Annotated in this window: 26 protein-coding genes; 12 read left to right on the top strand and 14 right to left on the bottom strand. The window is 65.0% G+C overall.

The window, feature by feature from the left end; genetic code table 11:
* Positions 1-30 precede the first annotated feature (30 nt).
* From IVB07_RS30565 to IVB07_RS30545, 5 genes are all read left to right on the top strand, one after another.
* Complete coding sequence (locus IVB07_RS30565; protein ID WP_247363751.1) at positions 31-2,871, top strand: hybrid sensor histidine kinase/response regulator; 2,841 nt, start codon at positions 31-33, stop codon at positions 2,869-2,871.
* A gap of 24 nt (positions 2,872-2,895) precedes the next feature.
* Positions 2,896-3,366 (top strand): chemotaxis protein CheW, encoded by a 471-nt coding sequence (locus tag IVB07_RS30560; protein ID WP_247766823.1) that lies wholly within the window; start codon positions 2,896-2,898, stop codon positions 3,364-3,366.
* Positions 3,367-3,438: 72 nt separating this feature from the next.
* Entirely contained in the window at positions 3,439-3,804 is a 366-nt protein-coding gene (locus IVB07_RS30555) for a response regulator (RefSeq protein ID WP_007600538.1), read from the top strand.
* A 75-nt stretch (positions 3,805-3,879) separates the two neighbouring features.
* Complete coding sequence (locus IVB07_RS30550; RefSeq protein WP_247294705.1) at positions 3,880-5,079, top strand: chemotaxis response regulator protein-glutamate methylesterase; 1,200 nt, start codon at positions 3,880-3,882, stop codon at positions 5,077-5,079.
* On the top strand, positions 5,076-5,948 hold the full coding sequence (locus IVB07_RS30545) for a protein-glutamate O-methyltransferase CheR (protein WP_085357855.1): 873 nt from the start codon (positions 5,076-5,078) through the stop codon (positions 5,946-5,948). Before IVB07_RS30550 ends, IVB07_RS30545 begins: the two co-directional genes overlap by 4 nt.
* Before the next feature lie 173 nt (positions 5,949-6,121).
* On the opposite strand, the gene IVB07_RS30540 is transcribed toward IVB07_RS30545, so the two are convergent.
* The 4 genes from IVB07_RS30540 to IVB07_RS30525 all read right to left on the bottom strand — a co-directional run bounded on the left by IVB07_RS30540 (position 6,122) and on the right by IVB07_RS30525 (position 8,950).
* Positions 6,122-7,282 (bottom strand): glutathionylspermidine synthase family protein, encoded by a 1,161-nt coding sequence (locus tag IVB07_RS30540; RefSeq protein WP_247294704.1) that lies wholly within the window; start codon positions 7,280-7,282, stop codon positions 6,122-6,124.
* A gap of 3 nt (positions 7,283-7,285) precedes the next feature.
* Positions 7,286-7,672: a hypothetical protein gene (locus tag IVB07_RS30535; RefSeq protein ID WP_247294702.1), complete on the bottom strand. Its 387-nt coding sequence runs from the start codon at positions 7,670-7,672 to the stop codon at positions 7,286-7,288.
* A gap of 1 nt (position 7,673) precedes the next feature.
* On the bottom strand, positions 7,674-8,078 hold the full coding sequence (locus tag IVB07_RS30530) for a DUF350 domain-containing protein (RefSeq protein WP_247294700.1): 405 nt from the start codon (positions 8,076-8,078) through the stop codon (positions 7,674-7,676).
* Between the two features lie 170 nt (positions 8,079-8,248).
* Complete coding sequence (locus IVB07_RS30525; RefSeq protein WP_007600544.1) at positions 8,249-8,950, bottom strand: response regulator transcription factor; 702 nt, start codon at positions 8,948-8,950, stop codon at positions 8,249-8,251.
* Positions 8,951-9,365: 415 nt separating this feature from the next.
* Between IVB07_RS30525 and fliI the strand changes: the two genes are divergently transcribed.
* From fliI to IVB07_RS30495, 6 genes are all read left to right on the top strand, one after another.
* Positions 9,366-10,691 carry a flagellar protein export ATPase FliI gene (gene fliI, locus IVB07_RS30520; RefSeq protein ID WP_018455719.1) on the top strand — a complete coding sequence of 442 codons (1,326 nt, stop codon included), beginning with the start codon at positions 9,366-9,368 and terminating at the stop codon, positions 10,689-10,691.
* Between the two features lie 121 nt (positions 10,692-10,812).
* Complete coding sequence (gene fliJ / locus IVB07_RS30515) at positions 10,813-11,232, top strand: flagellar export protein FliJ (protein WP_007606301.1); 420 nt, start codon at positions 10,813-10,815, stop codon at positions 11,230-11,232.
* A 178-nt stretch (positions 11,233-11,410) separates the two neighbouring features.
* Complete coding sequence (locus IVB07_RS30510; RefSeq protein ID WP_018455718.1) at positions 11,411-11,956, top strand: sigma-70 family RNA polymerase sigma factor; 546 nt, start codon at positions 11,411-11,413, stop codon at positions 11,954-11,956.
* 51 nt (positions 11,957-12,007) lie between these two features.
* Complete coding sequence (locus tag IVB07_RS30505) at positions 12,008-13,063, top strand: anti-sigma factor (protein WP_247294696.1); 1,056 nt, start codon at positions 12,008-12,010, stop codon at positions 13,061-13,063.
* A 333-nt stretch (positions 13,064-13,396) separates the two neighbouring features.
* Positions 13,397-14,356 (top strand): AraC family transcriptional regulator, encoded by a 960-nt coding sequence (locus IVB07_RS30500; RefSeq protein WP_247294694.1) that lies wholly within the window; start codon positions 13,397-13,399, stop codon positions 14,354-14,356.
* 141 nt (positions 14,357-14,497) lie between these two features.
* A complete protein-coding gene (locus IVB07_RS30495) occupies positions 14,498-15,718 on the top strand; it encodes an FAD-dependent oxidoreductase (protein WP_247294692.1) in 1,221 nt (406 codons plus the stop codon).
* Positions 15,719-16,017: 299 nt separating this feature from the next.
* On the opposite strand, the gene IVB07_RS30490 is transcribed toward IVB07_RS30495, so the two are convergent.
* The 8 genes from IVB07_RS30490 to IVB07_RS30455 form a co-directional block, all read right to left on the bottom strand.
* Complete coding sequence (locus tag IVB07_RS30490; RefSeq protein ID WP_247363746.1) at positions 16,018-16,218, bottom strand: hypothetical protein; 201 nt, start codon at positions 16,216-16,218, stop codon at positions 16,018-16,020.
* Between the two features lie 295 nt (positions 16,219-16,513).
* Positions 16,514-18,655 carry a flagellar biosynthesis protein FlhA gene (gene flhA / locus IVB07_RS30485; protein ID WP_085383680.1) on the bottom strand — a complete coding sequence of 714 codons (2,142 nt, stop codon included), beginning with the start codon at positions 18,653-18,655 and terminating at the stop codon, positions 16,514-16,516.
* A 346-nt stretch (positions 18,656-19,001) separates the two neighbouring features.
* Positions 19,002-19,304 carry a copper-binding protein gene (locus tag IVB07_RS30480; protein ID WP_085357864.1) on the bottom strand — a complete coding sequence of 101 codons (303 nt, stop codon included), beginning with the start codon at positions 19,302-19,304 and terminating at the stop codon, positions 19,002-19,004.
* Between the two features lie 16 nt (positions 19,305-19,320).
* Entirely contained in the window at positions 19,321-19,776 is a 456-nt protein-coding gene (locus IVB07_RS30475; RefSeq protein WP_085383679.1) for a cupredoxin family protein, read from the bottom strand.
* 35 nt (positions 19,777-19,811) lie between these two features.
* The gene (locus IVB07_RS30470) at positions 19,812-21,149 is read right to left on the bottom strand and encodes a copper oxidase (RefSeq protein ID WP_247766822.1); all 1,338 of its coding nucleotides are present in this window, start codon (positions 21,147-21,149) and stop codon (positions 19,812-19,814) included.
* Between the two features lie 13 nt (positions 21,150-21,162).
* Positions 21,163-22,584, bottom strand: a complete 1,422-nt coding sequence (locus IVB07_RS30465) for a TolC family protein (protein WP_247294686.1) — start codon at positions 22,582-22,584, stop codon at positions 21,163-21,165.
* A gap of 9 nt (positions 22,585-22,593) precedes the next feature.
* Entirely contained in the window at positions 22,594-22,878 is a 285-nt protein-coding gene (locus IVB07_RS30460; RefSeq protein ID WP_247766821.1) for a hypothetical protein, read from the bottom strand.
* Between the two features lie 79 nt (positions 22,879-22,957).
* Positions 22,958-23,380 carry a hypothetical protein gene (locus IVB07_RS30455; RefSeq protein ID WP_018455707.1) on the bottom strand — a complete coding sequence of 141 codons (423 nt, stop codon included), beginning with the start codon at positions 23,378-23,380 and terminating at the stop codon, positions 22,958-22,960.
* Between the two features lie 176 nt (positions 23,381-23,556).
* Here IVB07_RS30455 and IVB07_RS30450 point away from each other — a divergent pair, with 176 nt between their 5' ends.
* On the top strand, positions 23,557-24,822 hold the full coding sequence (locus tag IVB07_RS30450; RefSeq protein WP_026233006.1) for an MFS transporter: 1,266 nt from the start codon (positions 23,557-23,559) through the stop codon (positions 24,820-24,822).
* Here the strand turns inward: IVB07_RS30450 and IVB07_RS30445 are convergent.
* Both IVB07_RS30445 and IVB07_RS30440 read right to left on the bottom strand, forming a co-directional pair.
* The gene (locus IVB07_RS30445; RefSeq protein WP_247294684.1) at positions 24,819-25,226 is read right to left on the bottom strand and encodes a DUF4864 domain-containing protein; all 408 of its coding nucleotides are present in this window, start codon (positions 25,224-25,226) and stop codon (positions 24,819-24,821) included. The genes IVB07_RS30450 and IVB07_RS30445 overlap by 4 nt on opposite strands.
* 53 nt (positions 25,227-25,279) lie before the next feature.
* Positions 25,280-25,924 (bottom strand): TetR/AcrR family transcriptional regulator, encoded by a 645-nt coding sequence (locus tag IVB07_RS30440; RefSeq protein ID WP_247294712.1) that lies wholly within the window; start codon positions 25,922-25,924, stop codon positions 25,280-25,282.
* Between the last annotated feature and the right edge of the window lie 160 nt (positions 25,925-26,084).

Raw genomic sequence — 26,084 nt, 5'->3', positions numbered from 1 at the left:
CGCGCCCTCCCTGTATGAAGGCCTGTTTTCATGGATGATCTGTTGCGGGAGTTTTTGACGGAAACCAGCGAGAGCCTGGACACCGTGGACAATCAGCTGGTGAAGTTCGAACAGGAGCCGAACAACGCCAAGATCCTGGATAACATTTTCCGGCTGGTCCACACCATCAAGGGCACGTGCGGCTTCCTCGGATTGCCGCGACTGGAAGCGCTGGCGCATGCCGGCGAGACGCTGATGGGCAAATTCCGTGACGGCATGCCGGTGACGGGGCAGGCGGTGACGGTGATCCTGTCCTCGATCGACCGCATCAAGGAAATTCTGGCCGGGCTGGAGGCGACCGAAGCCGAGCCCGAGGGCACCGACCGCGATCTCATCGACAAGCTGGAAGCGATGGTCGAGCAGGGCATGGCCGCTATGTCAGCGTCGGCGCAGCCGATCGCGTCAGGCTCGGCGCAGCCGATGCCGGCCGGCGCTGCTGCTGCTGCCGTTGCCGAAGCGCCGCCGCTGGTGCCGGACGCGCCTGTCGCCGTCGAAGCCGCGCCGACCTCCGGCGTGCTGGCCGACCAGAGCCTGGAGCGTCCGCTGCGTCCGGGCGAAGTCTCGCTCGACGAGCTCGAGCGTGCCTTCCGCGAGACCGCGATCGAAGTGCCGGTCCCGGTTGCCAGGGCCGAAGTCAAGGCGGAGCCTCCGCCTGCCGCTGAAGCCCCGGTGCCTGTTGCCAAGGAAGCAGCGAAGGAAGCCAAGGCGCCCAAGGACAAGGCCGTGCCGAAGAAGGCGATCGCCGACGAGGGCGCCGCTGAGGGAGCCAGCATCGCCAACCAGTCGATCCGCGTCAACGTGGATACGCTGGAGCATCTGATGACCATGGTCTCGGAGCTGGTGCTGACCCGCAACCAGCTGTTGGAGATATCCCGCCGCAACGAGGACACCGAGTTCAAGGTGCCGTTGCAGCGGCTGTCCAACGTCACCGCCGAGCTGCAGGAAGGCGTCATGAAGACGCGCATGCAGCCGATCGGCAATGCCTGGCAGAAGCTGCCCCGCATCGTTCGCGACCTCTCGAGCGAACTCGGCAAGCAGATCGAGCTGGAGATGCACGGCGCCGACACCGAGCTCGACCGCCAGGTGCTCGACCTGATCAAGGACCCGCTCACCCACATGGTGCGCAACTCCGCCGACCATGGCCTGGAGACCCCGGCCGAGCGTCTCGCCGGCGGCAAGGGCGAGCAGGGCACCATTCGCCTGTCCGCCTATCACGAGGGCGGCCACATCATCATCTGCATCGCCGACAACGGCCGTGGCCTGAACACCGACAGGATCAAGGCCAAGGCGATCTCCTCAGGTCTGGTCACCGAGGCCGAGCTCGAGAAGATGAGCGAAGCCCAGATCCACAAGTTCATCTTCGCGCCGGGCTTCTCGACCGCGGCCGCCATCACCTCGGTGTCGGGACGCGGCGTCGGCATGGACGTGGTGCGCACCAATATCGACCAGATCGGCGGCACCATCGACATCAAGTCGGTCGCCGGTGAAGGCTCCTCCGTTACCATCAAGATCCCGCTGACGCTCGCCATCGTCTCCGCGCTGATCGTGGAAGCCGCCGGCGACCGCTTTGCGATCCCGCAGCTCTCCGTGGTCGAGCTGGTGCGGGCCCGCGCCAACTCGGAGCACCGCATCGAGCGCATCAAGGACACCGCGGTTCTCAGGCTGCGCAACAAGCTGCTGCCGCTGATCCATCTCAAGAAGCTGCTCAAGATCGACGACGGCGCCGTCTCCGATCCCGAGAACGGCTTCATCGTGGTGACGCAGGTCGGCAGCCAGACCTTCGGCATCGTCGTCGACGGCGTGTTCCACACCGAAGAAATCGTGGTCAAGCCGATGTCGACGAAGCTGCGCCACATCGACATGTTCTCGGGCAATACCATCCTGGGCGACGGCGCGGTCATCATGATCATCGACCCCAACGGCATTGCCAAGGCGCTCGGCGCCGCCGGCTCCTCGGCCCATGACATGAACAGCGAGAACGGGACGCACAGCATCGGATCGGGCGAGCAGACCACCTCGCTGCTGGTGTTCCGCGCCGGCTCGTCCCAGCCCAAGGCGGTCCCGCTCGGGCTCGTCACGCGCCTGGAAGAGCTGCCGGCCGACAAGATCGAGTTCTCGAACGGCCGCTACATGGTGCAGTACCGCGAGCAGCTGATGCCGCTCGTTGCCATGGAGAGCGTCACCATCGCGAGCCAGGGCGCCCAGCCGATCCTGGTGTTCTCCGACGACGGCCGCTCCATGGGCCTCGTCGTCGACGAGATCATCGACATCGTCGAGGAACGGCTCAACATCGAGGTCGGCGGATCCTCCTCCGGCATTCTCGGCTCGGCCGTGATCAAGGGCCAGGCCACCGAAGTGATCGACGTCGGCCACTTCCTGCCGATGGCGTTCGCCGACTGGTTCACCCGCAAGGAGATGAAACCGTCGCTGCACTCGCAATCGGTGCTGCTGGTCGACGACTCGGCGTTCTTCCGCAACATGCTGGCCCCGGTGCTCAAGGCCGCCGGCTACCGCGTCCGCACCGCGCCGACCGCGCAGGAGGGCCTCGCGGCGTTGCGCGCGCAGAGCTTCGACGTGGTCCTGACCGACATCGAGATGCCCGACATGAACGGGTTCGAGTTTGCCGAGACCATCCGCTCCGACAGCAATCTGGGCGCGATGCCGATCATCGGCCTCTCCGCGCTGGTGTCGCCGGCGGCGATCGAGCGCGGCCGTCAGGCCGGCTTCCACGACTATGTCGCCAAGTTCGACCGTCCCGGTCTGATCGCGGCGCTGAAGGAACAGACCGCGGGCGCCGCCGGTGCCTCCGAGCTGAGCCGCGCAGCAGCGTAACCAGCGGGATCAGGAGATACGCACATGACCAAGAAGACCCAGTCCGGCGAAGGCGCCATGGTCGAATACGTCACCGCGATGATCGGCGGCCAGCTGTTCGGCCTGCCGATCTCCCGCGTCCAGGACGTGTTCATGCCCGAGCGCGTCACCCGCGTGCCGCTGTCCTCGCGCGAGATCGCGGGCGTGCTGAACCTGCGCGGCCGCATCGTCACCGTGGTCGACATGCGCGCCCGGCTCGGCCTGCCCAAGCCCGAGGACGGCAAGATCCCGATGGCGGTCGGCGTCGACCTGCGCGGTGAATCCTACGGCCTCCTGATCGACCAGATCGGCGAAGTGCTGCGGCTCGCCGAGGACGGCATGGAAGAAAACCCCGTCAATCTCGACCCCCGCGTGGCCAAGCTCGCCGGCGGTGTCCACCGTCTCGACGGCCAGCTCATGGTCGTCCTCGACGTCGATCGCGTCCTCGAGCTCGCGCCCGATATGATGGCGGCCTGATACGCCGGCACATCCGCCGACGTACCTGCAATTGGAAGTGCCCCCGCAAAAGGGGGGGAAGCAGAGGTTCACATGCGAACTTGTCTCGTCGTTGATGATTCCAGCGTCATCCGCAAGGTTGCGCGCCGGATCCTGGAGGGCCTCGACTTCCAGATCCTCGAAGCCGAGGACGGTGAGAAGGCGCTGGAGGCCTGCAAGCGCGGCTTGCCCGATGCGGTGCTGCTGGACTGGAACATGCCGGTGATGGACGGCTATGAGTTCCTCGGCCATCTCCGGCGCATGCCCGGCGGCGACCAGCCCAAGGTGGTGTTCTGCACCACCGAGAACGACGTCGCGCATATCGCGCGCGCGCTGCACGCTGGCGCCAACGAGTACATCATGAAGCCCTTCGACAAGGACATCGTGACGGCGAAATTCCAGGAAGTCGGCCTTATCTGAGCGACCGCCCTGGAGGCTGAACGGCTCCTTCGGCGTTTGTTTTCAACTGACCGTTTCAGTCTGAGTTGGTGAGTAATGAGTGTTGCGTTCGCAGGTAATTCGACCCCGGGCTCGTCGCGGGAAGCCGGACCGTTGCGGGTGATGGTCGTCGATGACTCCGTCGTCATCCGCGGTCTGATCTCGCGCTGGATCGGCGCCGAGCACGACATGGAGGTCGCGGCCTCGCTGCGCACCGGGCTCGAGGCGGTCAACCAGATCGAACGCATCAATCCCGATGTTGCCGTGCTCGATATCGAAATGCCCGAGCTCGACGGCATCTCGGCGCTGCCGCAACTTCTGGCGAAGAAGCGCGATCTCGTCATCATCATGGCCTCGACGCTGACCCGCCGCAACGCGGAGATCAGCTTCAAGGCGTTGTCGCTCGGCGCCGCCGACTACATTCCGAAGCCGGAATCGACGCGCGAGGCTTCGGCTGCGGACATCTTCCATCACGACCTGATCCAGAAAATCCGCCACCTCGGCGCACGGCTGCGCCGCAAGGCCGCGGTTGCGAGCCCGCCGCTCGCGCCCGCAAGCCCGGCTCCGGCGACACGTGGGCCGGTTGTCGCGCGGCCTGCCGCGTCCGCGGCGGCTCCGGCTTTGCATGCGTCGTCGTCCTCGCCGCTATCCACGCGTCCGTTCTCGACCCAAGCCCCGAGGGTGCTGCTGATCGGCTCATCGACCGGCGGTCCTCAGGCCCTGATGGCGCTCGTCGCCGAGCTTGGCCCCGTGATCGACCGCGTCCCGGTGCTGATCACCCAGCACATGCCGCCGACCTTCACCACCATTCTCGCGGAGCATCTGGCACGCACGAGCCGCAAGCCGGCGGCCGAGGCGGTGGATGGCGAGCCGGTGAAGCCGGGCCGCATCTATCTTGCGCCGGGCGGCAAGCACATGCGCGTCGTGCGTAGCGGCGCCGACGTGGCGATCGCGCTCGACGACGGTCCCGCCGTCAATTTCTGCAAGCCCGCGGTCGATCCGCTGTTCACGTCCGCCATCGACATCTGGCATGGCGCCATCCTCTCCGTGATCCTGACGGGCATGGGCTCGGACGGCATGCGCGGCGGCAAGGACATCGTCGCCGCCGGCGGCAGCGTGATCGCGCAGGACGAAGCTTCCAGCGTGGTCTGGGGCATGCCGGGCGCAGCGGCCAATGCCGGCATCTGTGCGGCGATCCTGCCGCTCAACCAGATCGGCGCCCGGGTCAATCGCCTGTTCGCGGGAGACCGCTCGTGACGCCGGTTGACTACGACTATCTGCGCAAATTCCTGAAAGAGCGCTCCGGCCTCGATCTCTCCCCGGACAAGCAGTATCTGGTCGAGAGCCGGCTGCTGCCGCTGGCCCGCAAGGCGAGCCTCGCCGGGATTCCCGATCTCGTGCTGAAGATCAGGAATGGCGACGGACGGCTTGCAAGCGACGTGGTCGAGGCGATGACCACCAACGAGACTTTCTTCTACCGCGACAAGATCCCGTTCGATCACTTGCGCGAAACGATCCTGCCGGGACTGCTTCGGGCGCGCGCGGCGCGCAAGTCGCTGCGCATCTGGTCGGCGGCGTCGTCGACGGGACAGGAGCCGTATTCGATTGCAATGTGCGTGAAGGAGATGGGCGCAGCCTTCGCCGGCTGGCGCATCGAGATCGTCGCCACCGATCTGTCGCAGGAGGTGCTGGAGAAATCCAAGGCCGGCGTCTACAGCCAGTTCGAGGTGCAGCGCGGCCTGCCGATCCAGCACCTGATGAAATACTTCACGCAAGCGGGCGAAGTCTGGCAGCTCAATGCCGACATTCGCGCGATGGTGCAGTTCCGCCAGCTCAATCTGTTGCAGGACTTCTCCCATCTCGGCACGTTCGACGTGATCTTCTGCCGCAATGTGCTGATCTATTTCGACCAGGACACCAAGGCCGTGATCTTCGAGCGCATGGCGAAGGTTTTGGAAGCCGACGGCACGCTGCTGTTGGGCGCCGCCGAATCCGTCGTCGGAATTACCGACGCGTTCCGCCCGATCGCCGATCGTCGTGGCCTCTATCAGCTCAATCCGACGCGTTCCGGCCGCCCGATGGGTGGACTGATGCCGCCGTCATTGAAGGTAGCAGCGGCGCGTTGAGATGCGTTCTTCCCCTCTCCCCTTGCGGAAGAGGGTGGCTCGCCGCGTAGCGGCGAGACGGGTGAGGGGTTCTATCCGCGAGCCCACCGACACTTGAACTCGCGGATAGAACCCCTCATCCGGCGCTTCGCGCCACCTTCTCCCACAACGGGAGAAGGAATGAAGAGCGCACCTCACAAGATCGCATGCGGCAGAAACCGCGAGCCGTTGCCGGTGATCGGGCTTTCGTCCTCGCGGATCGACAGGCCGCAGGGTTCGTGATCCACCAGCCAGCTTCCGATCACGGGATAGAAGCCGGAAAAATTCGGCAGCGGCGCGAGCGCCTGCCGCACGAATCCTTCGGCGCCGTAGGGGCCTGCCTGCTCGTCGAGCGGCATTCCACCAGACACCAGCGTGACATTGGCCCCTTCGCGCGACAGCAGCGGCTTGCGCACATAGGAGCTGCCGAGCTCGGCTGCCTGCGGATCGTCCTCGAAGAACGCCGGTAGCAGATTGGGATGGTTCGGAAACATCTCCCATAGCAGCGGCAGGATGCCCTTGTTGGAGAGCACCGCCTTCCACGGCGGTTCGATCCAGCGTGTCTGTGCGTCCCTGAGCTTTGCGCCGAAGCTGTCGTGGAACATCCATTCCCAGGGATAGAGCTTGAAGGCGAGCGTGATGTCGCGGTCGCCGAGATCGACGAAGCCGCCGGTATCATTGCGCCAGCCGATCGCCTCGATGTCGAGTAGCGTGGTCGTCAGTCCCGCCTGGCGCGCGGTATCTTCGAGATAAGCGAGCGTGCCGGCGTCCTCCTCATTGCCCGTGGTGCCGGTGAGATGGACGTGGCGGCTAGCGGCAATCTGCTTCCAGGCTTCGATCAATCGTTCGTGGATGGAGTTGAACTGGTCGGCCCGCGACGGGATGATGCGCCGTTCGATCGCCTGTTCGAGCCAGGTCCATTGAAAGACCGCGGCTTCGAAAATCGAGGTCGGCGTATCCGCGTTGTATTCGAGCAGCTTTGCCGGTCCCTTGCCGTCGAATTTCAGATCGAGCCGGCCATAGAGGCTGCGGTCGTCTCGTGCCCAGCTCTCGGCGATCAGGCTCCAGAACGCCTCCGGTATCTTCAAGCGCTGCAGATGGCGCTCGTCGCCGATCACGCGGCCGGCGAGCTCCAGGCACATCGCGTCGATCTCGCCGGTCGGCGCCTCGATGCCACGCTCGATCTCGTCGAGCGTGAAGGCGTAATAGGCGCGCTCGTCCCAATAGCGCTCACCGTCGATGGTGTGGAAGGCGAAGCCGCATTGTTCGGCGGTCTGCCGCCAGTCGTCGCGCTCGGGGCAGACGATGCGTTGCATGGGTCAGCCGCCGCCGGAGAAGCCATGGCCAAACGAGCCGAAGCCGCCGCGGCTCACGCCGCCGGAGCCTGAATCGGACGACGTTCCGGACGAGGAATGGCTCGAGGAGTCGCTGCTGAAGAAACTCGATCGCGACGAACTGCCGCCGCCGCTGGAGGAGCTGCGGCTGCTGCTGCACGAGGTGCTCGCTTGCACCGCCGGGTCCGTGCCGGCAGGAGAGGGCTCGCAATTCTGCCGCGGCATCAGCGTGTAGGCGGTGGTGCCGACCGCGATCGTGCCCATCACCAGCAGCGCGACATGGCGGGAGCGCTTCACCGGCTGTTGTGCAGGCGGCGGTCCGGCCGCCGGCCGGCGCTTGCCGAACTCCTTTTTGGAGGGCTTGCCGGCCATGTCAGTAGATCATGCAGGCGGCATTGAGCAGGCCTGCGGCGAGCGAGGACAGCCCGAGCCAGATGGCAGCTGCAAGTTCGCCGGCGGCAATCCGCGCCGACAGGTTCGGCACCGGCACTCTCACCAGGAAGAACACGACGATCTGGACGATCAGCGCGATCATCGCCCAGATCAGGCAGTCCAGCACATTGGCCGAATGCGCGATCGCGCTGACCAGCGGCGCCACGAAGCCGAGCAGGCTGAGGCCGAGTGCGATCGCCGCAGCCGGATCGTTGTCGCGGATCAGCTGGAATTCGTTATGCGTCGTGATGCGGGTGTAGACGAACAGGTACGCCACGATCGCGATCAGCCCGGTGCAGAAATAGACCAGGAAGGCGGGCAGGCCGGTCAGTGATTGCAGGATCATCGTTCCCCCATCGTGCAGCGACCATTCGTCGGCGGGGGAAGGATAGCGGTTCAACGGCGCAAGGACGATGAGGCCCCGTTCGCGTCCCCAAAAAACAAAACCCCGCCATTTGCGGCGGGGTCCAGGCTGGGAGGAGCAAGCCCCGAAGGGCTCGCGGGTAAAACCCAGGATCAGGCGGGGATGCGCTCTTCGACCTCATGCGGCTCGCGCAGCACGTAGCCGCGGCCCCACACGGTCTCGATGAAGTTGCGGCCTTCGGAGGCATTCGCGAGCTTCTTGCGGAGCTTGCAGATGAAGACGTCGATGATCTTCAGCTCGGGCTCGTCCATGCCGCCATAGAGGTGGTTGAGGAACATTTCCTTGGTGAGGGTCGTGCCCTTGCGGAGCGAGAGCAGCTCCAGCATCTGGTATTCCTTGCCGGTCAGATGCACGCGCTGGCCGCCGACTTCCACGGTCTTGGTGTCGAGGTTGACGACGAGGTCGCCGGTCTGGATCACCGACTGGGCATGGCCCTTGGAGCGGCGCACGATCGCGTGGATGCGGGCAACCAGCTCGTCCTTGTGGAAGGGCTTGGTCATGTAGTCGTCGGCGCCGACGCCGAGACCCTTGACCTTGTCCTCGATGCCGGCGAGGCCGGAGAGGATCAGAATGGGTGTCTTGATCTTGGAGACCCGAAGCTGCTTGAGCACGTCGTAGCCGGACATGTCGGGCAGGTTGAGGTCGAGAAGGATAATGTCGTAATCGTATAATTTACCGAGATCGACGCCTTCTTCCCCCAAATCGGTCGTGTAGACGTTGAAGCTCTCAGACTTCAACATCAGCTCGATCGACTGCGCGACGGCGCTGTCATCTTCAATCAGCAAAACGCGCATGCCAGTTCCCCATAGTCGCCGCTCCTGGGCGTCAGGTCGGCCGCATTCGCGGCACACAACAAAACGCCTTTGAACAACTGATTCGGATCCTGACAACAGATGGTTAACAAATTCTGATTCTGGAACGCAAGCCCTGTAGATGCAATTTTCGTCGAATCGCCCTAAGGTCTTGTGTGCGAAGCAGCTTTCGTTATCCGGTTGCGTTCAAGTTCCACTTTAAGAGACGGGCCTAACCGACTCCCGCGACTCAGCCTTCTTCTGAAGGGGAGCCACGCTCAGTCACAAAGACAGTGACGCAATGATTAACGATGCGGGTAAACACGAAGTTAAGCGCCGTTCAGAAATATGGCGAAACTTAAGGTTCTCGCCACGAAACCCCGGATTATGAAGGCGATCACCTCATGAAGGCCCTCTTGTGAAGGCTCTTGCCGAACAGATCGGCGACATTGACGGCATCAATATTTATGGCCGTGTGGTCGGCGTGCGCGGCCTGATGGTCGAGGTCGCCGGTCCGATCCATGCGATGTCGGTCGGCGCGCGGCTCGTGATCGAGACCGGCGGCAACCGTTCCATCCCCTGCGAGGTGATCGGCTTCTCCGGCAACAACGCCGTCGTGATGCCGTTCGCCGGTCTGGACGGCGTACGGCGCGGCTGCAAGGCCGTCATCGCCAATGCCGCAAATCAGGTGCGGCCTTGCGCGGCCTGGCTCGGCCGCGTCGTCAATGCGCTGGGGGAGCCGATCGACGGCAAGGGGCCGCTGCCGCAGGGCCCGGCGCCGATGCCGTACCGCAATTCGCCGCCGCCGGCGCACTCGCGCAAGCGCGTCGGCGCGCCGCTCGATCTCGGCGTGCGCGCGATGAACACCTTTCTGACCTGTTGCCGCGGCCAGCGCATGGGCATCTTCGCAGGCTCCGGCGTCGGCAAGTCGGTGCTGCTGTCGATGCTTGCGCGCAACGTCGATGCCGCCGTCAGCGTCATCGGGCTGATCGGCGAACGCGGCCGTGAGGTGCAGGAATTCTTGCAGGACGACCTTGGCGAGGAGGGCCTGGCCCGTTCCGTGGTCGTGGTCGCGACCTCCGACGAGCCGGCGCTGATGCGCCGCCAGGCCGCCTATCTGACGCTTGCGGTCGCCGAGTATTTTCGCGACGAGGAGCAGGACGTCCTCTGCCTGATGGATTCGGTGACGCGCTTTGCCATGGCCCAGCGCGAGATCGGCCTGTCCGCTGGCGAGCCGCCGACCGCCAAGGGCTACACGCCGACCGTGTTCACCGAGCTGCCGAAGCTTCTGGAGCGCGCCGGTCCGGGCCTCGGGGAGGGCGCCATCACCGCGATCTTCACGGTGCTGGTCGATGGCGATGACCATAACGAGCCGATTGCGGATGCCGTCCGCGGCATCCTCGACGGACACATCGTGATGCAGCGCTCGATCGCCGAGCGCGGCCGCTACCCCGCCATCAACATCCTCAAATCCATCTCCCGCACCATGCCGAAATCGGCCGACCCGCAGTTCTGGCCGACCATCCAGAAGGCGCGGGCGGTGATGGCGACCTATGCCGACATGGAAGAATTGATCCGTCTGGGCGCCTACCGCGCCGGCTCCAGCCCCGAGGTCGACGAGGCGATCCGCCTGCACGAGCCGCTGGAGGCCTTCCTGCGCCAGCGCAAGGATGAAAATGCATCGCTGGCGGACGGCTACCGCCAGTTGGCGCAAATCCTTGGTGATTTGGAAACGGAACGCTAACTTTGTCCCGTCATCATCCCATCCCACAGAGTAGTAGAGCCGGTCTTGGCCCCCGTCGGGCCTGTGGGGAGACCGGTGTTGTCCCACGTGCAGCCAAGGGACTTCTGGGGAGTACGAGTCGATGAAGTCACGTGATACACTCATCCGCCTGAAGAAATTTCAGGTCGACGAGAAGCGCCGCCGGGTCACCCAGATCGAGACCATGATCGCCGACTTCCAGCGGATGTCGACCGATCTTGAACGCGAGATCTCGACCGAGCAGGAGCGCGCCGGGATCAACGATCCCTCGCACTTCGCCTATCCGACCTACGCCAAGGCTGCCATCCAGCGTCGCGAGAACCTGACCCGCTCGGCCGACGAGCTGAAGGGCCAGCTCGACGAAGCCAAGGCTGCGCTGGCCGAAGCCTTCGAGGAGCTGAAGAAGGTCGAGCTCCTTGACGAGCGCGATCAGGCCCGCGAACGCGCCGAGGAAAACGCCCGCGAGCAGGCCGATCTCGACAGCATCGGCCTGATGCGTGCCCGCATGGGCGCCGTCGCCTGAGACGCTAGCCGCCAGACCTGCGAGAATTTGCAGAACCCGGACCCCAAGGTCCGGGTTTTCGCATGCCCTGTCCACAGTGTGGCGCCGCGCCCCCTTGGTGGTCGGCTTTGTCGCGCGCTATGGTGGCGGAATGCCAGCGCCTGCGCGGAATGCGACGGGCCGCGCATTGGGGGGCTGAATGCTGACGCCAGCAGAGCTGGTCGGGCTGATTGGGGCGATGGCGCAGGGCGATCAGGCCGCGTTCGAGCGCCTCTACGTCGCCACGCGCGCGAAACTCTATGGCGTCGTGCTCCGTATCTTGCGCCGACAGGATCTCGCAGAGGAGGTCATTCAGGAGACCTACGTCAAGATCTGGAACAGCGCCGGCCAGTTCAATCCCGCTCTCGCGTCGCCGATCACATGGATGGCGTCGATCGCGCGCAACCGCGCCATCGACATCGTGCGCAAGAAGACGGAAGTCTCCATCGAGGAAGAGCCCCAGGCGATGGAAGTCGCAAGCGACAGCCCCGATCCGCTGGCGCGGAGGGAGATGACCGAGGAATTGAAGCGGCTGCTGGAATGTATCGGCCGGCTCGAGCCGGACCGTCAGAGGCTCGTGCTTCTCGCCTATTACAACGGCTGGAGCCGCGAGCAATTGGCGGAGAAATTCGCGGCGCCCGTCAACACGGTGAAGACGTGGCTTCGGCGCAGCATGATGGATATTCGCGAATGTCTCGGGCTATGAGATTCGGGCTACGGGAGCTCATACGGTGAGGGTGGGTCTGGACCGCAAGTGATGGCCTATACGGAGGACCATATCGCGCTCGCCGCGGAATATGCGCTCGGCACGCTCGACGCCGGCGAGCGCGCGCAGGTCGAGACAATGATGGCGGTGGACAAGGCGTTCGCCGATGTCGTGCAGGCGTGGGCATTCCGGCTCGGCGTCCTCAACCAGATGGTCGGCTCGATCGAGCCGCGTCCGATCGTGTGGGAGAACATCAGGTCCGAGCTCGCGCGGACGGGCTTTGCGCAGGATCCGCCAGCACTGCCGGACGCAGCGCCGCCGCCACCTGTGCCGGAATATTCCTCGCCCGAGACCGTGCCTCCGCAGGTGCCGTCGGAGAATATGCAGCCGGCGCCGCAGCCTCCTGAAGCGGAGCAGCCTGCCGCGGCGCGACTTGAGACCGATGCGATTCCCGACGTCGTGCCGATATTCATGCCGCAGGTCCACGCGCCGGACCCGGAGGTCGCGCGTGCGCCACCGCCGCCGGTTGCCGACAACAGCAACGTGATCCGGCTCGAGGGCCGCGTGAAGCGCTGGCGCACCATCGCATCCGCCGTCGGCGCGCTCGCGGCCGCGCTGCTCGTGACGCTGTCGCTTCAGATCTTCCTGCCCGACGCGCTGCCGGGCGGCTTGCGACCGGCACCGCGCATCCAGACCGTCGAGGTGAAGACACCGGCGCCGCTCCCGGCGTCGTCGCAATATGTCGCCCTGTTGCAGGGCCAGGGCGGAGGTCCCGCCTTCATCCTCACCATCGACGGCGCGACCAAGAACTTTACGGTGCGTAAAGTGGGCGCGACACCGGAGCCCGGCAAGAGTTTCGAGCTCTGGCTGATCTCCGACAAGCTGCCGCGTCCGCGTTCGCTCGGCGTGATCGGCGCCGGCGATTTCACCGCACGACCGGTGCTCGGCTCGTACGATGCCGACGTCGTCAACGGCGCGACCTACGCCGTCACGCTCGAGCAGGCGGGCGGTTCGCCCAACGGCCAGCCGACCTCGGCGCCGGTGTTTTCCGGCAAGCTGATCGAAACCGTGCCGCCGTCACAGCCGCAGGCGCCCGCGAAGAAGTAGGTTTCCATTGTCGTCCTGGCGAAAGCCAGGACCCATTGCCCCAAGAGCTTGTTGCAACGGGTGAGCAACCACTCAATCTCGGGGTAATGGGTCCTGGATCGGCGCTCGCTCTGTTCGCTTGTCCAGGACGACACCGGGGGCATTGGACGCTTCAACATCGTGGTGGCAATGCCTGATCGGTTCTGTCGCCACGGTCCGTCCCGCCGTCGTCTTCCGACAAATTCCGCCGAATCCGCCCTCGATTTGAACCTCTCCGCGCTTCGCGGCGTCAAATGCCCGGAATTTGCAGTCGGCGCCCCCCAATCATGGTGCCGGAGAGGGGCGAGAAATCAGATGGATGCAGCGAAAACATCGGGCATCTTCATTCACCAATATGCGGGGCTGCCACACGGCCCGGCCTTCGAGCATTGGCGCGAGCGGACTTTCGGGGCCTGCGGCCTCGATATCGGGCCGAGCCGAGGCGATAGCATCGATTGCCGGCTCCAGGTCAGCGTGGTCGACAATATCGCGCTCGCCATTCCCGAAGGCGCCTCCGCGCAATATTCACGCACCCAGAGCCATCTTGCCGACGGCAGCGACGATCTCGTCCTGATCGCCGCGCATGCGGGCCTCGTCCGCGTCGGGCAGAACGGCCATGCCGTGGAGCTTGCGCCCGCGCAAATGGTGCTCGTCGACATGGGCATCACCGGCACCGTCGGCCACACCGAGGAAGATCGCTTCACCACCATCCGCATGCCGCGCCGCGCGCTGCTCGAGATCCATCCGCGCGCCGAGGACAAGCTGTCGCAAGTGCTCTCGGACGGCGCGCTCGCCGAGACGATCTTGCGCTACCACTCCCTTGCCGCCCATCATGCGCCGCATCTCGATGCCGTCGGCCAGCGCCTCACCGCGCAGCACATGGTCGATCTCGTCGGCCTGCTGCTCGGCACCGACGCCGAACATGCAAGTCTCGCGCGCGGGCGAGGTCATGCGGCGGCCCGTCTCGATCTCATGCGCGCCGACGTGATGGCTGCGCTTGGCCGCAACGATCTCTGCCTGTCCGAGATTGCTACGCGCTCCGGCCTGAGCCCGCGTCAGGCACAGCGCCTGTTCGAGCAGGCCGGAACGACCTTCACCGAATTCGTGTTGGAGCAGCGCCTGCTGCAGGCGCGCAAGCTGCTCAGCGATCCCCGCGCCAGGACCCGCAAGATCAGCGACATCGCGCATTCGTCTGGCTTCTCCGATCTGTCCTATTTCAACCGCGCCTTCCGCAAGCGCTTTGCCGCGACGCCGTCGGAACTGCGCGAGGCCTGAGCCGACCGAGAATTTGTGCGGCGCGCCGGTACCACCGCAGTTGGTCCATCCGGCAGGATGAGCTATATTTGTCTGCGCGGTCAGACAGCTTGATCGTTCGTCGCTTCGTCGTCGCTCTCTTGGGAAATGCAGTCAACGGACATGGCGCGTATCGTCGTGCTCGGCGCCGGGTTTGCAGGTCTGTGGGCGGCCATCGGTGCCGCACGCAAGCGCGAGGAGATCGGCGCGGCCGGCCGTGACATCGAGATCCGTGTCATCGATCGCAATCCCTACCACAACATCCGCGTCCGCAATTACGAGGCCGATCTCAGCGAGGTCGCGCTTCCGCTGCCGCAGCTGCTCGATCCGATCGGCGTCAGTCACGGGATCGGCGAGGTCGAAGCCATCGATCCGGCACGGCGCGAGATTTCGCTGGTCACGGGAGGCGGCGACGAGACGCTGGCTTATGACCGGCTGGTGCTGGCGCTCGGCAGCGAAGTGATGCGTCCCGACATTCCCGGGATTGCCGAGCATGCTTTCGATGTCGACACTTATTCAGCGGCGCGCCACCTCGAGGATCATCTCACCTCGCTCGGACGCAGCGTGCCCGCGCCGGGGCGCTCGACGATCGTCGTGGTCGGCGCCGGCTTCACCGGCATCGAGGTCGCGGCCGAGATGCCCGACAGGCTGGCGCGCGCCGGCATTACCGGCAGCCGCCGCATCATCCTGGTCGATCCCAATCCGGTGGTGGGCGCCACGATCGGCGCGCATGCGCGTCCCGTCATCGCGACGGCGTTGGCCTCGCTTGACGTCGAGACGCGGCTCGGCGTGCGCGTCGTCTCCGTCGAGGCCGCCGGACTGCGTCTGAGCTCGGGCGAATTCATTCCGACGCGGACGGTGATCTGGTGTGCCGGGATGCGCGCGAGCCCCTTGGCCGCAAGCTTTCCGGACGCACGCGATCGCCTCGGGCGTCTTCTGGTCGATCCCATGATGCGGGTTGCGGATGCCGGCGGCGTGTTCGCGGCCGGCGACGTCGCCTCGAGCGTGGTCGACGGCTTGCATCCGACCGTGATGTCCTGCCAGTTCGCGCGTCCGATGGGCCGCTTCGCCGGCCACAATGTGGTCGCCGATCTCGCGGGCCTGCCGATGCTGCCGCTGCGGATAGACTGGTACGTGACCGTGCTCGATCTCGGCGGCTGGGGCGCACTCTATACGGAAGGGTGGGACCGCGAAGTCCGCGCCACCGGCGCGGCCGCGAAGGCAACCAAGCAGACGATCAACCGCAAGCGCATCTATCCGCCGTTGTCGGGCAGCAAGGACGAGCTATTCGCTGCGGCAGTCCCAACCGTGCAGGCGCCGCCGCCGACGTATGGGGCGCGGTAGTATCCGTGCCTGTTGCGGGATGACGGCGGTACGTTTTCCATCGTCATTGCGAGCGTAACGAAGCAATCCAGAATGTCTCTGCGGAGGGATTCTGGATTGCTTCGTCGCAAGAGCTCCTCGCAATGACGCAGCTGCACGCGCGTGCGCTCACGGTGACGACATACCCCAGACATGAGAAAGCGCCCGTGGGGGGCGGGCGCTTTCTGTAGTCGACTTGGGGTTGGGGTCGTCTACATATCCACGTGGCGACTTTGGGGGGCTGATAAAGAGCCGCGTGAATTCCTGAAACTCAAATCTCCTTAGCGAACGAGGGAAACGTTCGAGCTGGTGATAGCGATCGGCTTGCCCGCCTTCATGACGCGAGCGGTCTGGGTCAGGCCGTCATCTGAACTCGTACGCGCGGTGATCCCGAGACCCGCCACCGTGATGCCGGCAATGAGCGCGACAACCACGATCTTGAGGTGGGTCGAGCGATCTGCGCTGTAAATCGAGTGGTTCATGGAAGGCTCCTGCCGCCATCTACCCGAAGTAGTCGCCTGCGTGCTTGGGCAGGTTCATGCTTCCGGTGCCCAACAACCTAGTATTGGGGGGATTCGTTCCCAAGAGGCGATCACAAGGGCGTGACAGGACGTGAGAAGCCGCGATCAGAAAACGACCCTTGATCGTGCAATTTAGCAATTATTTCAAAGCTGTAATGTGTCTGCCAAGCGCCTTGCCCGCCGTCGATCGGCAAGGCGCCAAAACCTGAAAAACCATTTGCCTGTGGCCAAAAAACACACGGCTTCTTAAGGCAAATCAGATGCTTCCGACCGTTTTCAACCTCGCCCTGGGGTGGATTTCAGCCTGCGACAGCACGGTCGTCTGGGCCCGGAACCGCTCGACCAGGGAACGCACGAAGGGACGAATTGCCGCAGAGGTGACCAGCACCGGGGCCTCGCCTTCACGCGCCGCGCGCTCGAAGGCGTCGCGCACGCCGGTCATGAACTCCGACAGCTTCGAGGGCTGCATCGCGAGGCTGCGCTCCTCGCCCTGGCCGATAATGGATTCGGCGAAGGCTTGTTCCCAACGGGCCGACAGCGCGATCAGCGGCAGGTAGCCGCTGTAAGAGGTGTTCTGCGCACAGATCTGCCGCGCCAGGCGGGCGCGGACGTGCTCGACCATGGTGGCCGGATTGCGCGAGAAGGCGAGCGAGTCGGCGATGCCTTCGAGGATGGTCGAGAGGTCGCGGATCGAGATGCGCTCGGCGAGCAGCAGCTGCAGCACGCGCTGGATGCCGGAGACGGTGACCTGTCCGGGCACGATGTCCTTGACCAGCTCGCCCTGCTCCTTCGGCAGCTCCTTGAGCAGCTTCTGCACCTCGCCATAGGAGAGCAGGTCCGACATGTTGGCCTTGAGCAGCTCGGTGAGGTGGGTCGAGAGCACGGTCGCGGCGTCGACGACGGTATAGCCCTTGAGCGAGGCCTCCTCCTTGAGGCTGGCATCGACCCAGGTCGCGGGCAGGCCGAAGGTCGGCTCGGTGGTGTGGATGCCGGGCACCTGCACCTGGCTGCCGCCGGGGTCCATGACCATGAACTGGTTCGGCCAGATCTTGCCGGTGCCGGCGTCGACCTCCTTGATCTTGATGATGTAGGTGTTGGCTTCGAGCTGGACGTTGTCGAGGATGCGCACGGCGGGCATCACAAAACCCATCTCGATCGCGAGCGAGCGGCGCAGCGCCTTGATCTGCTCGGTGAGGCGATCGGTGCCGTCGGGGCCGTTGACCAGCGGCAGCAGGGCATAGCCGAGCTCGATCTTGAGATCGTCGATCTTCAACGCCGCGGAGATCGGCTCCTCCGCCGCAGCGGAGCCGGCTGCGCCCGGCGTTCCCGGCGCAGGTGCGGTCTTCGCGACTTCCTCAGCCCTGGCAGTCGCCCGGTTGCGGTTGCGGGCGTGCCAGGCGAGCGCACCGGCGCCGGAGCCGAGCGCCAGGAAGGGAAGGGTCGGGATGCCCGGCAGGGCCGCCAGCACCAGCATGACCGCCGCGGACATCGCGAGCGCCTGCGGATATCCGGAGAACTGCTTCATCAACGCCTTGTCGGCGGCGCCGGACACGCCGGCCTTGGAGACGAGCAGGCCGGCCGCGGTCGAAACGATCAGCGCCGGCACCTGGGTGACGAGGCCGTCACCGACGGTCAGCAGCGTGTAGCTGCGGCCGGCATCGGCAAAGGACAGACCCTGCTGCGCCACGCCGATGATCATGCCGCCGACGACGTTGATGAAGACGATCAGGAGGCCGGCGATGGCATCGCCGCGGACGAATTTGGAGGCACCGTCCATGGCGCCGAAGAAGCCGCTCTCGTCCTCCAAATCCTTGCGCCGCTGCTTGGCGACCGTCTCGTCGATCAGGCCGGCGGAGAGGTCGGCGTCGATCGCCATCTGCTTGCCGGGCATGGCGTCGAGGTGGAAGCGTGCCGCGACTTCGGCGATACGGCCCGAACCCTTGGTGATGACGACGAAGTTGACGATGATCAGGATGGCGAAGACGATGATGCCGATGACGAAATTGCCGCCCATCACGAAGCTGCCGAAGGCTTCGATGACGTGACCGGCGGCATCCGTGCCCTCGTGCCCGTGCGACAGGATCAGGCGGGTCGAGGCCATGTTGAGCGACAGCCGCAGCATGGTCGAGATCAGCAGAACGGTCGGAAAAGCGGAGAATTCCAGCGGCGCCTGGATGAACAGCGACGTCATCAGGATCAGGATCGAGAGTGTGATCGAAATCGCCAGGAACAGGTCCAGCACTATCGCAGGCAGCGGAAGGATCAGCACCACCAGGATGGTGAGAACGCCGAGCGCGAGCGCGATATCGCCGCGCTTGAGGATGTTGCCGACTTCGGCAAGGGTCGGGAAACCGGCGTTCGTGCTGCCTACGCCCTGTCCTGCGGTGACGTCGACCATGGTAGCTGCCCCTCCGCGCGACTGCCGTCCGCGCGCCCCAAATGTCTGCGCGGCGGCCGAGGGGCCGCCGTTCCGAAAGTGAGGCACCGCACTGGCGTCCACGGGAGCTCCCGTTCTACGCGGCTGACGACACTCGACTCCACTGGGCAATTCTTGCCGGGTGTATGGTTAGCAAAGGGTTAATAAAGGGTGCGGCATGGGGGCTGACCGGGGTATTTCGGCCATCTGGCAGGCAAGCAGTCGTCATGCCCGGCTTGTCCCGCCGAAGGCGTGGATGGCCGGGACGAGCCCGGCCATGATTTGTGGAAGCGTCTGGGGCCGATATCGGCGGACGGAGGAAGTGGCCCTACTTCGCCTTCTCCATCCGGGTCACCGTATAGCCCGAAGTCGCCTCTTCGGCTTCGAAAGTCACCTTGTCGCCGACCTTCACCTGCTTGAGCACGGCCGGGTCCTTGACGCGGTAGATCATGGTCATGGGTTCATCCATGCCGAGGTTCTTCGCGGGCCCGTGCTTGAGCGTGATCTTGCCGGCGCCCTCGTCGATCTTCTTGACCTCGCCGCTGATCGCGGCGCCCTGGGCTGCCAGGGCACCTGTGGCAAGGCCGACGGCCAGCGCCAGCGCGGCGGCGATACGGATGATGCGGTTCATGGGAGCCTCCCTTGCGTTACTTCACGGTGACGTGGCCGACCATGCCGTAGTCGCGGTGGTCGGGAATCAGGCAGGAAAATTCGAACGTGCCGGCCTTGCTGAACTTCCAGAGGATCTCGGCTGTCTTGCTCGGCGCGAGCCTGACCCCGTTGGGATCGTCATGCTCCATGTGCGGGTGCTTCTTCATCTCCACCGCATGCGCGAGATTCTCCTTTGTGGTGGCGAGCAGGAATTCATGGTCCTCCTTACCGACATTGCGCAGCACGAAGCGAATCTGCTCGCCGCGTTTGACCTCGATCCTGGCGGGGGCATAGTCCATCTCGTTCAGCAGGATCTCGATGGTGCGCGCGGGCTTTTTGGGATCGCCGGGCTCGCCGGCCGAAAAGGTGCCGTGCCCGTGCTGGTCGTGGGCCAAGGCCGGCGCGGTGGAAAGCGCGGCCAGCGCGAGACCGAGCTTGATCGTCGTCTTCATTGGTAGCTCCAGTTGGTGGTGGTTCATCGAAACGCTCACATCTTCATGTTCTTCATCGGCGGTCCGCCTGGTTGTTGCCGCACGGGCTCCGGGGCCGGCGGCGTGACCTCGTAGGCGACGGTGCCCTGCGGGAATTGGTAGGGGCCGGGATCGCGATAATCGTCCCGCGCGAGGCCTTCGCGGATCTTCATCACCGTGAACATGCCGCCCATCTCGATCGGGCCGAACTGACCGGTGCCGGTCATCATCGGCAGCGTGTTGTCGGGCGCGGGCATCTCCATGTTGCCCATCGCCATGCCGGTCGAGCCCATCGCCATGCCGTCAGGCGCGAGCTTGCCGACCGCCTTGACGAGATCCTTGCGCGACACCCCGATCATATTGCGCATGTCGTGTCCCATCGCATTCATGGTGTGATGCGACTTGTGGCAGTGGAACGCCCAGTCGCCGGGGTTGTCGGCGAGCACGTCGAACACCCTGACAGCGCCGACCGGTACGTCCGTCGTCGTCTCCGGATATTGCGCGCTCTCCGGAATCCAGCCGCCGTCGGTGCAGGTCACCGCAAAGCTGTGGCCGTGCAAATGGATCGGATGGTTGGTCATGCTGAGATTGCCGATGCGCACGCGCACCTTGTCGCCGAGCCTGACCGGCAGCGGATCGATGCCGGGAAACACCCGCGCATTCCAGGTCCACATGTTGAAGTCGGTCATCTCGTTGACCTTCGGCAGATAAGTGCCGGGATCGACGCGATAGGTGCTCATGACGAAGACGAAGTCGCGGTCCACGGCCCGAAAGCTCGGGTCGCGCGGATGCACGACGACCATGCCCATCATGCCCATCGCCATCTGCACCATCTCGTCCGAATGCGGATGGTACATGAAGGTCCCGCTCTTCCTCATCTCGAACTCGTAGACGAAGGTTTTTCCCGGCTGGATGTGCGGCTGGGTAAGTCCGCCGACACCGTCCATGCCGCTGGGAATGATCATGCCGTGCCAGTGCACGGTGGTGTATTCGGGCAGCCTGTTGGTCACGAAGATGCGGACCTTGTCGCCCTCGACGGCCTCGATCGTCGGGCCCGGTGACTGGCCGTTATAGCCCCACAAATTCACCTTCATGCCCTCGGCGAATTCGCGCACCACGGGCTCGGCAACGAGATGGAATTCCTTCCAGTCGCCGTTCATCCGGAACGGCAGCGACCAGCCGTTCAGCGTGACGACGGGTCGATAGTCCGGCCCGCTGACGGGGTGCAGCGGCGGCTGCATCACGACCTTGTCCATGTGCGGGGCTTCCGGAATCGAGGCGGCCTGGGCGCGGCCGCTGACGACGGATGCGGCGGCGAGCGCGGCGCTACCCAAAAATCCTCGGCGGGAAAACATGTTGGCCTCCATGTCAGTGACCGCCATCGGCAGGCGCTGCCGCGGCGAGAGTGGTTGAATTGTCGCCGTCAGCAGGCGCGCCGCCGCCATTGACGGCGGTCTGCAAGTCGGATTGGGCAAGGAAAAATCTTTGCCTGGCATCGATTGCACCGCGCAGCGACGCGAGCCGCTGCCGCGCCTCGGTGAGCAGCGCGAAGATATCGACCTGCATGCTGGAGAAGCGGAGCTGCATCTCCTCGGTGATGATTTTTCGCAAGGGGATGATCTCGCGCTGATAATGGCTGGCGATGTCGTAGCCGGAGCGATAGACCCGATAAGCATCGCGTGCCTCGGAGCGTACATTCACGGCGCGCTCGGTCAGCCGGTTGAAGGCGAAATTGTAGGTCTCCGCCGCCTGCCGCACCCGCACCTCGCCGCCGTCGAAGATCGGGATCTGGAACTGCACGTCGAAGCCGCGCTCGCGGAACGGCGCGCCTTCCGGATCCCGGGTGCGGCGGGAGATGCCGGCGAGATCGAGCAGGGTCACGAAGCGCGTCGCCTCCGTGAGGTTCAGCGACTTTGCGAGCGCGCTCAGCTCGAGCCGCGCGATCTGCAGGTCGATGCGATGGGCGACCGCGTCGGCTTCGATCGACGGCAAAGCCTGCGGCCGGCGTGGCAGCGGCGGCAGTTGATTGGGCAGCCGGAAGTCGAGGCCGCCGTCCCACAGCCCCATCAGGCGCGCCAGCTTTTCGCGCGCGCTCGTCGCCGTCTGTCGCGCGGTGGCGAGGTCGGCGGTGGTTTCGGCGTAAAACACCTGTTCTCGGGCCTGATCGAGCTTGTTGATCGAGCCAGTTTCGCCGAGCTTGACCGCGAGCTGCGCGGTTGATTCCGCCGTCGCCTTCGCATCCGTCAGCAACGCCACCATCTCGTTGCCGCCAACGGCGCGCCAATAAGCGCGGCGGACATCGGCGGCAAGCCGCAACGTCGCCAGGCTTGCGCGCAATTGCGCCTGGCGGAAACGGTCGCGGGCGATTTCCGAGCGGAACGGCAGGGTGGCGAGCGCGAGGATGTCGCCGACAATTTGACGCTCGATTTCGCTGGCGCCGTTGCCCGAGATCCGGGAGACCGAGAACACGGGATTGGGCGGCAGGCTCTGCTCGACGAGATCGGTCTCGGCCAGCGCCAGCTCGTTATAAGCGGCCTGAAGCCCCTTGTTGTTGAGCAGTGCGATCTGCACGGCGGTCTCGATGCTGAGTGTTCGCGACAGCAGCTGGCGACCGCGCGCGTCGACCGCGCCGGCTCCTTCGGTTGTTCGCACAAAGGCGACATCCTTGTTGATGGTCTGGCTCGTCAGTTCCGAGACGGCCTTCATGCCGCTGTCGGGCGAGAAGGCGGCGCAGCCTGCAAGTCCAAACGAGGTGAGACCGAGCAGGCTTAGCGCGAGACGATGTGTCATGGCGCGCTCCTACCGGTCTTGCTTGAGCTGCGGCGCGACGCTCTCGTTGCGCTCGCGCCATGGTGCCGGCGTCGCGGGCCGCAGGCTGGTGTAGGGCGCAATCGTCGAATGATAGCCGGCGCGCGCGATCTTGGCCGCGGGATCGGCAGGATCAGCGCCAGCGACTTGTATCGTTGCCGGCATGCAGCCGGACAACGCCAAGGCCGTCGCGGCCAGCAGCGGCCAATTGAATCGAAAGTGTCGTCCCCGCGCCGCGGATGCAGCGGCGGACTTCGCCCCGGAAAGCGTAAGCATGAGTCATCCCTGATCTGTCTGGAGACCACAGGTGCGCGCGCGCGGATGCGCGCTCGGCCTGACGTCGTCGCGCGTCAGATCAGGCGATCGGAGGGCGGTAGTGCAGGGGCGGCGCCGCGCTGTGCAGGCTGGCCACGATCTCGGGCGAGCAGGCGGAAACCGGCTGAAGCGACTTTGCGACGCTGGGCAGGTCGGCCGGCAGCGCGCTCACGCACATCATCGCGCAGCACGGTCCCGCCGTACCCTTGCCGCCGTGATGATGAGGGGTGGGGGGCGCGTCCTGCGCGGCGCCCTGATGATGCGCATGCGGCCTGGCGTGGTCATGCGAGGCGCCGTCATGCGTGTGGCCGGCCTGCATCTGGTGATGCACCGGCACGCGGTCGGCGAGAAGCGCGTCGTCGAGGCACGGTGCTGGAGCGCTACCCCAGGCGAGGCTTGCGGCCGGCGCGATCACGCAGAACAGATAGGCGAAGGCAATGAAGCGCCCCACCTTGATCCGCATCGATCGTGTCAATCGCAGCAACATTCCGCCGACATGCTCTCCGCGCCGCCGTGTTGCATGCGCTGATTTGCAAAATAATGACAAAACGCGCGTTCGCCAAGCTCCATCTTACCGCAGTGCACCGTGCATGCCCAATATCGCGCCACAATGGTTGACCCTGTGGTGATCCGCGGGCCATGGTCCCGCCCGTGCACGCACCAAATCAGTCAGGACAAACACCCGAAGCATTCACCCCTGATTCGCGTCAGGCCTGGATGCGCCTCGTCATTGCGCTTCTGATCGGCTCGATCGGCGGCGTCGGCATGTGGGCGATCGTCGTCATGATTCCCGCGGTGCAAGCCGAATTCTCCGCCACGCGCGGCGCGGTGTCGCTGGCTTTCACCCTGATGATGTTCGGTTTCGGGCTTGGCGGCGTCATCGCCGGCAGGATCACCGACCGCTTCGGCATCGTGGCGGCTATGGCGATCAGCATTGCCTTCCTCGGGGTCGCCAATGTGCTGGCGGGTCTGTCGACCCAGCTCTGGCAGTTCGTGGCGGCGTATTTCCTGATCGGGCTCGGCACGTCGGCGACCTTTGCGCCGCTGATGGCCGAGGCCTCGCACTGGTTCGAGCGCTATCGCGGCCTGGCCGTGACGATCGTCGCCAGCGGCAATTATGTCGCCGGCACGATGTGGCCGCCGCTCGTGAGCACGGGCATGCAGACGATCGGCTGGCGCTTCACTCATATCGGCATCGGCCTCGTCTGCGTCAGCCTGATGACCATCCTGGTGCTGGTCCTGCGCGCGCAGATGGGCGACGACAAGGTTCACGATCATGCCAATGCAGCGCCGCCGCGGGTCGACCTCAAGCTCTCGACCAACACGCTGACGGTGCTGCTCTCGATCGCCAGCATTTCCTGCTGCGTCGCCATGGCAATGCCGCAGGTGCATATCGTCGCCTATTGCGGCGATCTCGGATATGGCGTGGCGCGCGGCGCCGAGATGCTGTCGCTGATGATGGCCTGCGGCATCGTCAGCCGGATCGGCTCGGGCTACCTCGCCGACAAGATCGGCGGCATCCCCACACTGCTGATCGGTGCGGTGGCGCAAGGCTTCGCACTCGTGTTCTATCTGTTCTTCGACGGCCTGACCTCGCTCTATTTGATCTCAGCGATGTTCGGCCTGTTCCAGGGCGGGATCGTTCCGAGCTATGCCATCATCGTACGCGAGGCGATGCCGGCGAGCGAGGCCGCAACCCGCGTCGGCATCGTGATCTTCGCGTCCGTGTTCGGCATGTCCTTCGGCGGCTGGGTCTCGGGCGTCATCTTCGACGCGACAGGTTCCTACGCGGCGGCGTTCGCCAACGGCGTGGCGTGGAACGCGCTCAATATCGGCATCGTCTTGACGCTGCTGATCCGCTCGCGGATCAATGCAGTCAGGACCGGTCCGGGTTTTGCGACCTAGACTGCCTGTCCCACCTTCAGCAGCGAACAACCCGTGATCTTGTAGCTGCCGTCCGGTTGCTGCTCCAGCGTGTAGAGCGCTTCCCAGGCCTCGCCATTGGCATCGATGATATGGACGTGCTGGGCAATCCGGCTGCCCTCGCTCTTGCTGCCGCCAAATTCAAAGCTCTTGTGCCGGTACACCGGCGGATAGCCGTTTTGCACCATGGACATGAAGATGTCGGGCGCGGGGAAGATCTCCTGGATCGCAGGAGCGGCGTAGGAATAGGCCCCGCGCGCGTCGTCACGGCCGAATGCCTGCTCCTGGGCGCGGATGATACTCTGTGCCGTCGCGACATCGTCGGCGCGCGCTGAGATGGGACCGAAGGCGACACTGAGAAAGACCAGCAAGGCGGCGATGCGCATGACAAGCTCCGCGTTGAAATCCCGGCGGCGCCGATCCTAGCACATCTCGAGGGCTATCGCTTCCGCTTTGCAGCCGGCTTCGCAGGCTTGGCGGACGCGCGGACCTTGGCTTTCATGGCAGGCTGCACCCGCAAACCGTCAACGAACACGTCGAGCATCCGCAGCACCGAGGATTGCCAGCCGGGCTGGTCGTGCATGTAGCACATGCCAAAGAACGCGCGCAGCAAGTCCTCGGGACTGACGTCCGCGCGCATCGCGCCGGCCGCGGCTGCGCGATCGAGCAGCGAGCCGATCGCCTTGGTCAGGCGCTCAAAGGAAAAGGCATGCAACTCCGACCCGCTCTGCACCGCGAGTGCCAAGGCTGCCACCATGCCCTTCTTGGTGGCAACGAATTCGACTCCTGAGCGCAGCCAGCGCCTGAGCGCGTCGACCGGGTCACTGGCGTTCTTCAACTGCTCGGCGAGCTCGCTGAGCTGCTCGACCTCGCGCCGGTACACCGCCTCGAACAAATCCTCGCGGGTCGGGAAATGCCGATAGAGCGTGCCGATGCCAACGCCGGCGCGTTTTGCCACCGCCTCCAGGCTCGCCTCCGGACCACCCGCGTTGAACACGGCCTTGGCCGCCTCGAGCACGCGCTCGCGATTGCGCACGGCATCGGCACGGGGCTTGCGGGTCTGGTCGGTGGTGTGGTCGTCCATCCACGCAATGTAGATCACGAATTGGTTAGATTGAACCCTTACGGGGCTGCATCGCGCTGATGCGCACGGGCTTTTGACGAATTCCAAATATTTCCCGCCGGCCCTTGTTAAGCGGAGGCTGCCTCCGTATCTTCGCTGAAGTCGTTGCCCCGGATGATGT

This window comes from Bradyrhizobium sp. 172 (genome assembly GCF_023101065.1).
Classification (GTDB): domain Bacteria; phylum Pseudomonadota; class Alphaproteobacteria; order Rhizobiales; family Xanthobacteraceae; genus Bradyrhizobium; species Bradyrhizobium canariense_D.
The sequence above is the reverse complement of the archived record's forward strand: the minus strand, read 5'-3'. Positions and strand labels throughout refer to the sequence as shown.

Bases quoted from the DNA above. Each gene is read 5' to 3' on its own strand.
- IVB07_RS30495 (WP_247294692.1), top strand. From the start codon at position 14,498: ATGGCGCGTATCGTCGTGCTCGGCGCCGGGTTTGCAGGTCTGTGGGCG.
- IVB07_RS30550 (WP_247294705.1), top strand. From the start codon at position 3,880: ATGAGTGTTGCGTTCGCAGGTAATTCGACCCCGGGCTCGTCGCGGGAA.
- IVB07_RS30445 (WP_247294684.1), bottom strand. From the start codon at position 25,226: ATGCGCATCGCCGCCTTGCTGGTCTTTCTCAGTGTCGCCTTCGGTCCC.
- IVB07_RS30535 (WP_247294702.1), bottom strand. From the start codon at position 7,672: ATGGCCGGCAAGCCCTCCAAAAAGGAGTTCGGCAAGCGCCGGCCGGCG.
- IVB07_RS30465 (WP_247294686.1), bottom strand. From the start codon at position 22,584: ATGACACATCGTCTCGCGCTAAGCCTGCTCGGTCTCACCTCGTTTGGA.
- IVB07_RS30440 (WP_247294712.1), bottom strand. From the start codon at position 25,924: ATGGACGACCACACCACCGACCAGACCCGCAAGCCCCGTGCCGATGCC.
- IVB07_RS30480 (WP_085357864.1), bottom strand. From the start codon at position 19,304: ATGAACCGCATCATCCGTATCGCCGCCGCGCTGGCGCTGGCCGTCGGC.
- IVB07_RS30500 (WP_247294694.1), top strand. From the start codon at position 13,397: ATGGATGCAGCGAAAACATCGGGCATCTTCATTCACCAATATGCGGGG.
- IVB07_RS30525 (WP_007600544.1), bottom strand. From the start codon at position 8,950: ATGCGCGTTTTGCTGATTGAAGATGACAGCGCCGTCGCGCAGTCGATC.
- IVB07_RS30530 (WP_247294700.1), bottom strand. From the start codon at position 8,078: ATGATCCTGCAATCACTGACCGGCCTGCCCGCCTTCCTGGTCTATTTC.
- IVB07_RS30565 (WP_247363751.1), top strand. From the start codon at position 31: ATGGATGATCTGTTGCGGGAGTTTTTGACGGAAACCAGCGAGAGCCTG.
- IVB07_RS30490 (WP_247363746.1), bottom strand. From the start codon at position 16,218: ATGAACCACTCGATTTACAGCGCAGATCGCTCGACCCACCTCAAGATC.
- IVB07_RS30540 (WP_247294704.1), bottom strand. From the start codon at position 7,282: ATGCAACGCATCGTCTGCCCCGAGCGCGACGACTGGCGGCAGACCGCC.
- IVB07_RS30455 (WP_018455707.1), bottom strand. From the start codon at position 23,380: ATGCGGATCAAGGTGGGGCGCTTCATTGCCTTCGCCTATCTGTTCTGC.
- IVB07_RS30470 (WP_247766822.1), bottom strand. From the start codon at position 21,149: ATGTTTTCCCGCCGAGGATTTTTGGGTAGCGCCGCGCTCGCCGCCGCA.
- IVB07_RS30555 (WP_007600538.1), top strand. From the start codon at position 3,439: ATGCGAACTTGTCTCGTCGTTGATGATTCCAGCGTCATCCGCAAGGTT.
- IVB07_RS30505 (WP_247294696.1), top strand. From the start codon at position 12,008: ATGGCCTATACGGAGGACCATATCGCGCTCGCCGCGGAATATGCGCTC.
- IVB07_RS30460 (WP_247766821.1), bottom strand. From the start codon at position 22,878: ATGCTTACGCTTTCCGGGGCGAAGTCCGCCGCTGCATCCGCGGCGCGG.
- IVB07_RS30475 (WP_085383679.1), bottom strand. From the start codon at position 19,776: ATGAAGACGACGATCAAGCTCGGTCTCGCGCTGGCCGCGCTTTCCACC.
- IVB07_RS30450 (WP_026233006.1), top strand. From the start codon at position 23,557: ATGGTCCCGCCCGTGCACGCACCAAATCAGTCAGGACAAACACCCGAA.
- IVB07_RS30560 (WP_247766823.1), top strand. From the start codon at position 2,896: ATGACCAAGAAGACCCAGTCCGGCGAAGGCGCCATGGTCGAATACGTC.
- fliJ (WP_007606301.1), top strand. From the start codon at position 10,813: ATGAAGTCACGTGATACACTCATCCGCCTGAAGAAATTTCAGGTCGAC.
- IVB07_RS30510 (WP_018455718.1), top strand. From the start codon at position 11,411: ATGCTGACGCCAGCAGAGCTGGTCGGGCTGATTGGGGCGATGGCGCAG.
- flhA (WP_085383680.1), bottom strand. From the start codon at position 18,655: ATGGTCGACGTCACCGCAGGACAGGGCGTAGGCAGCACGAACGCCGGT.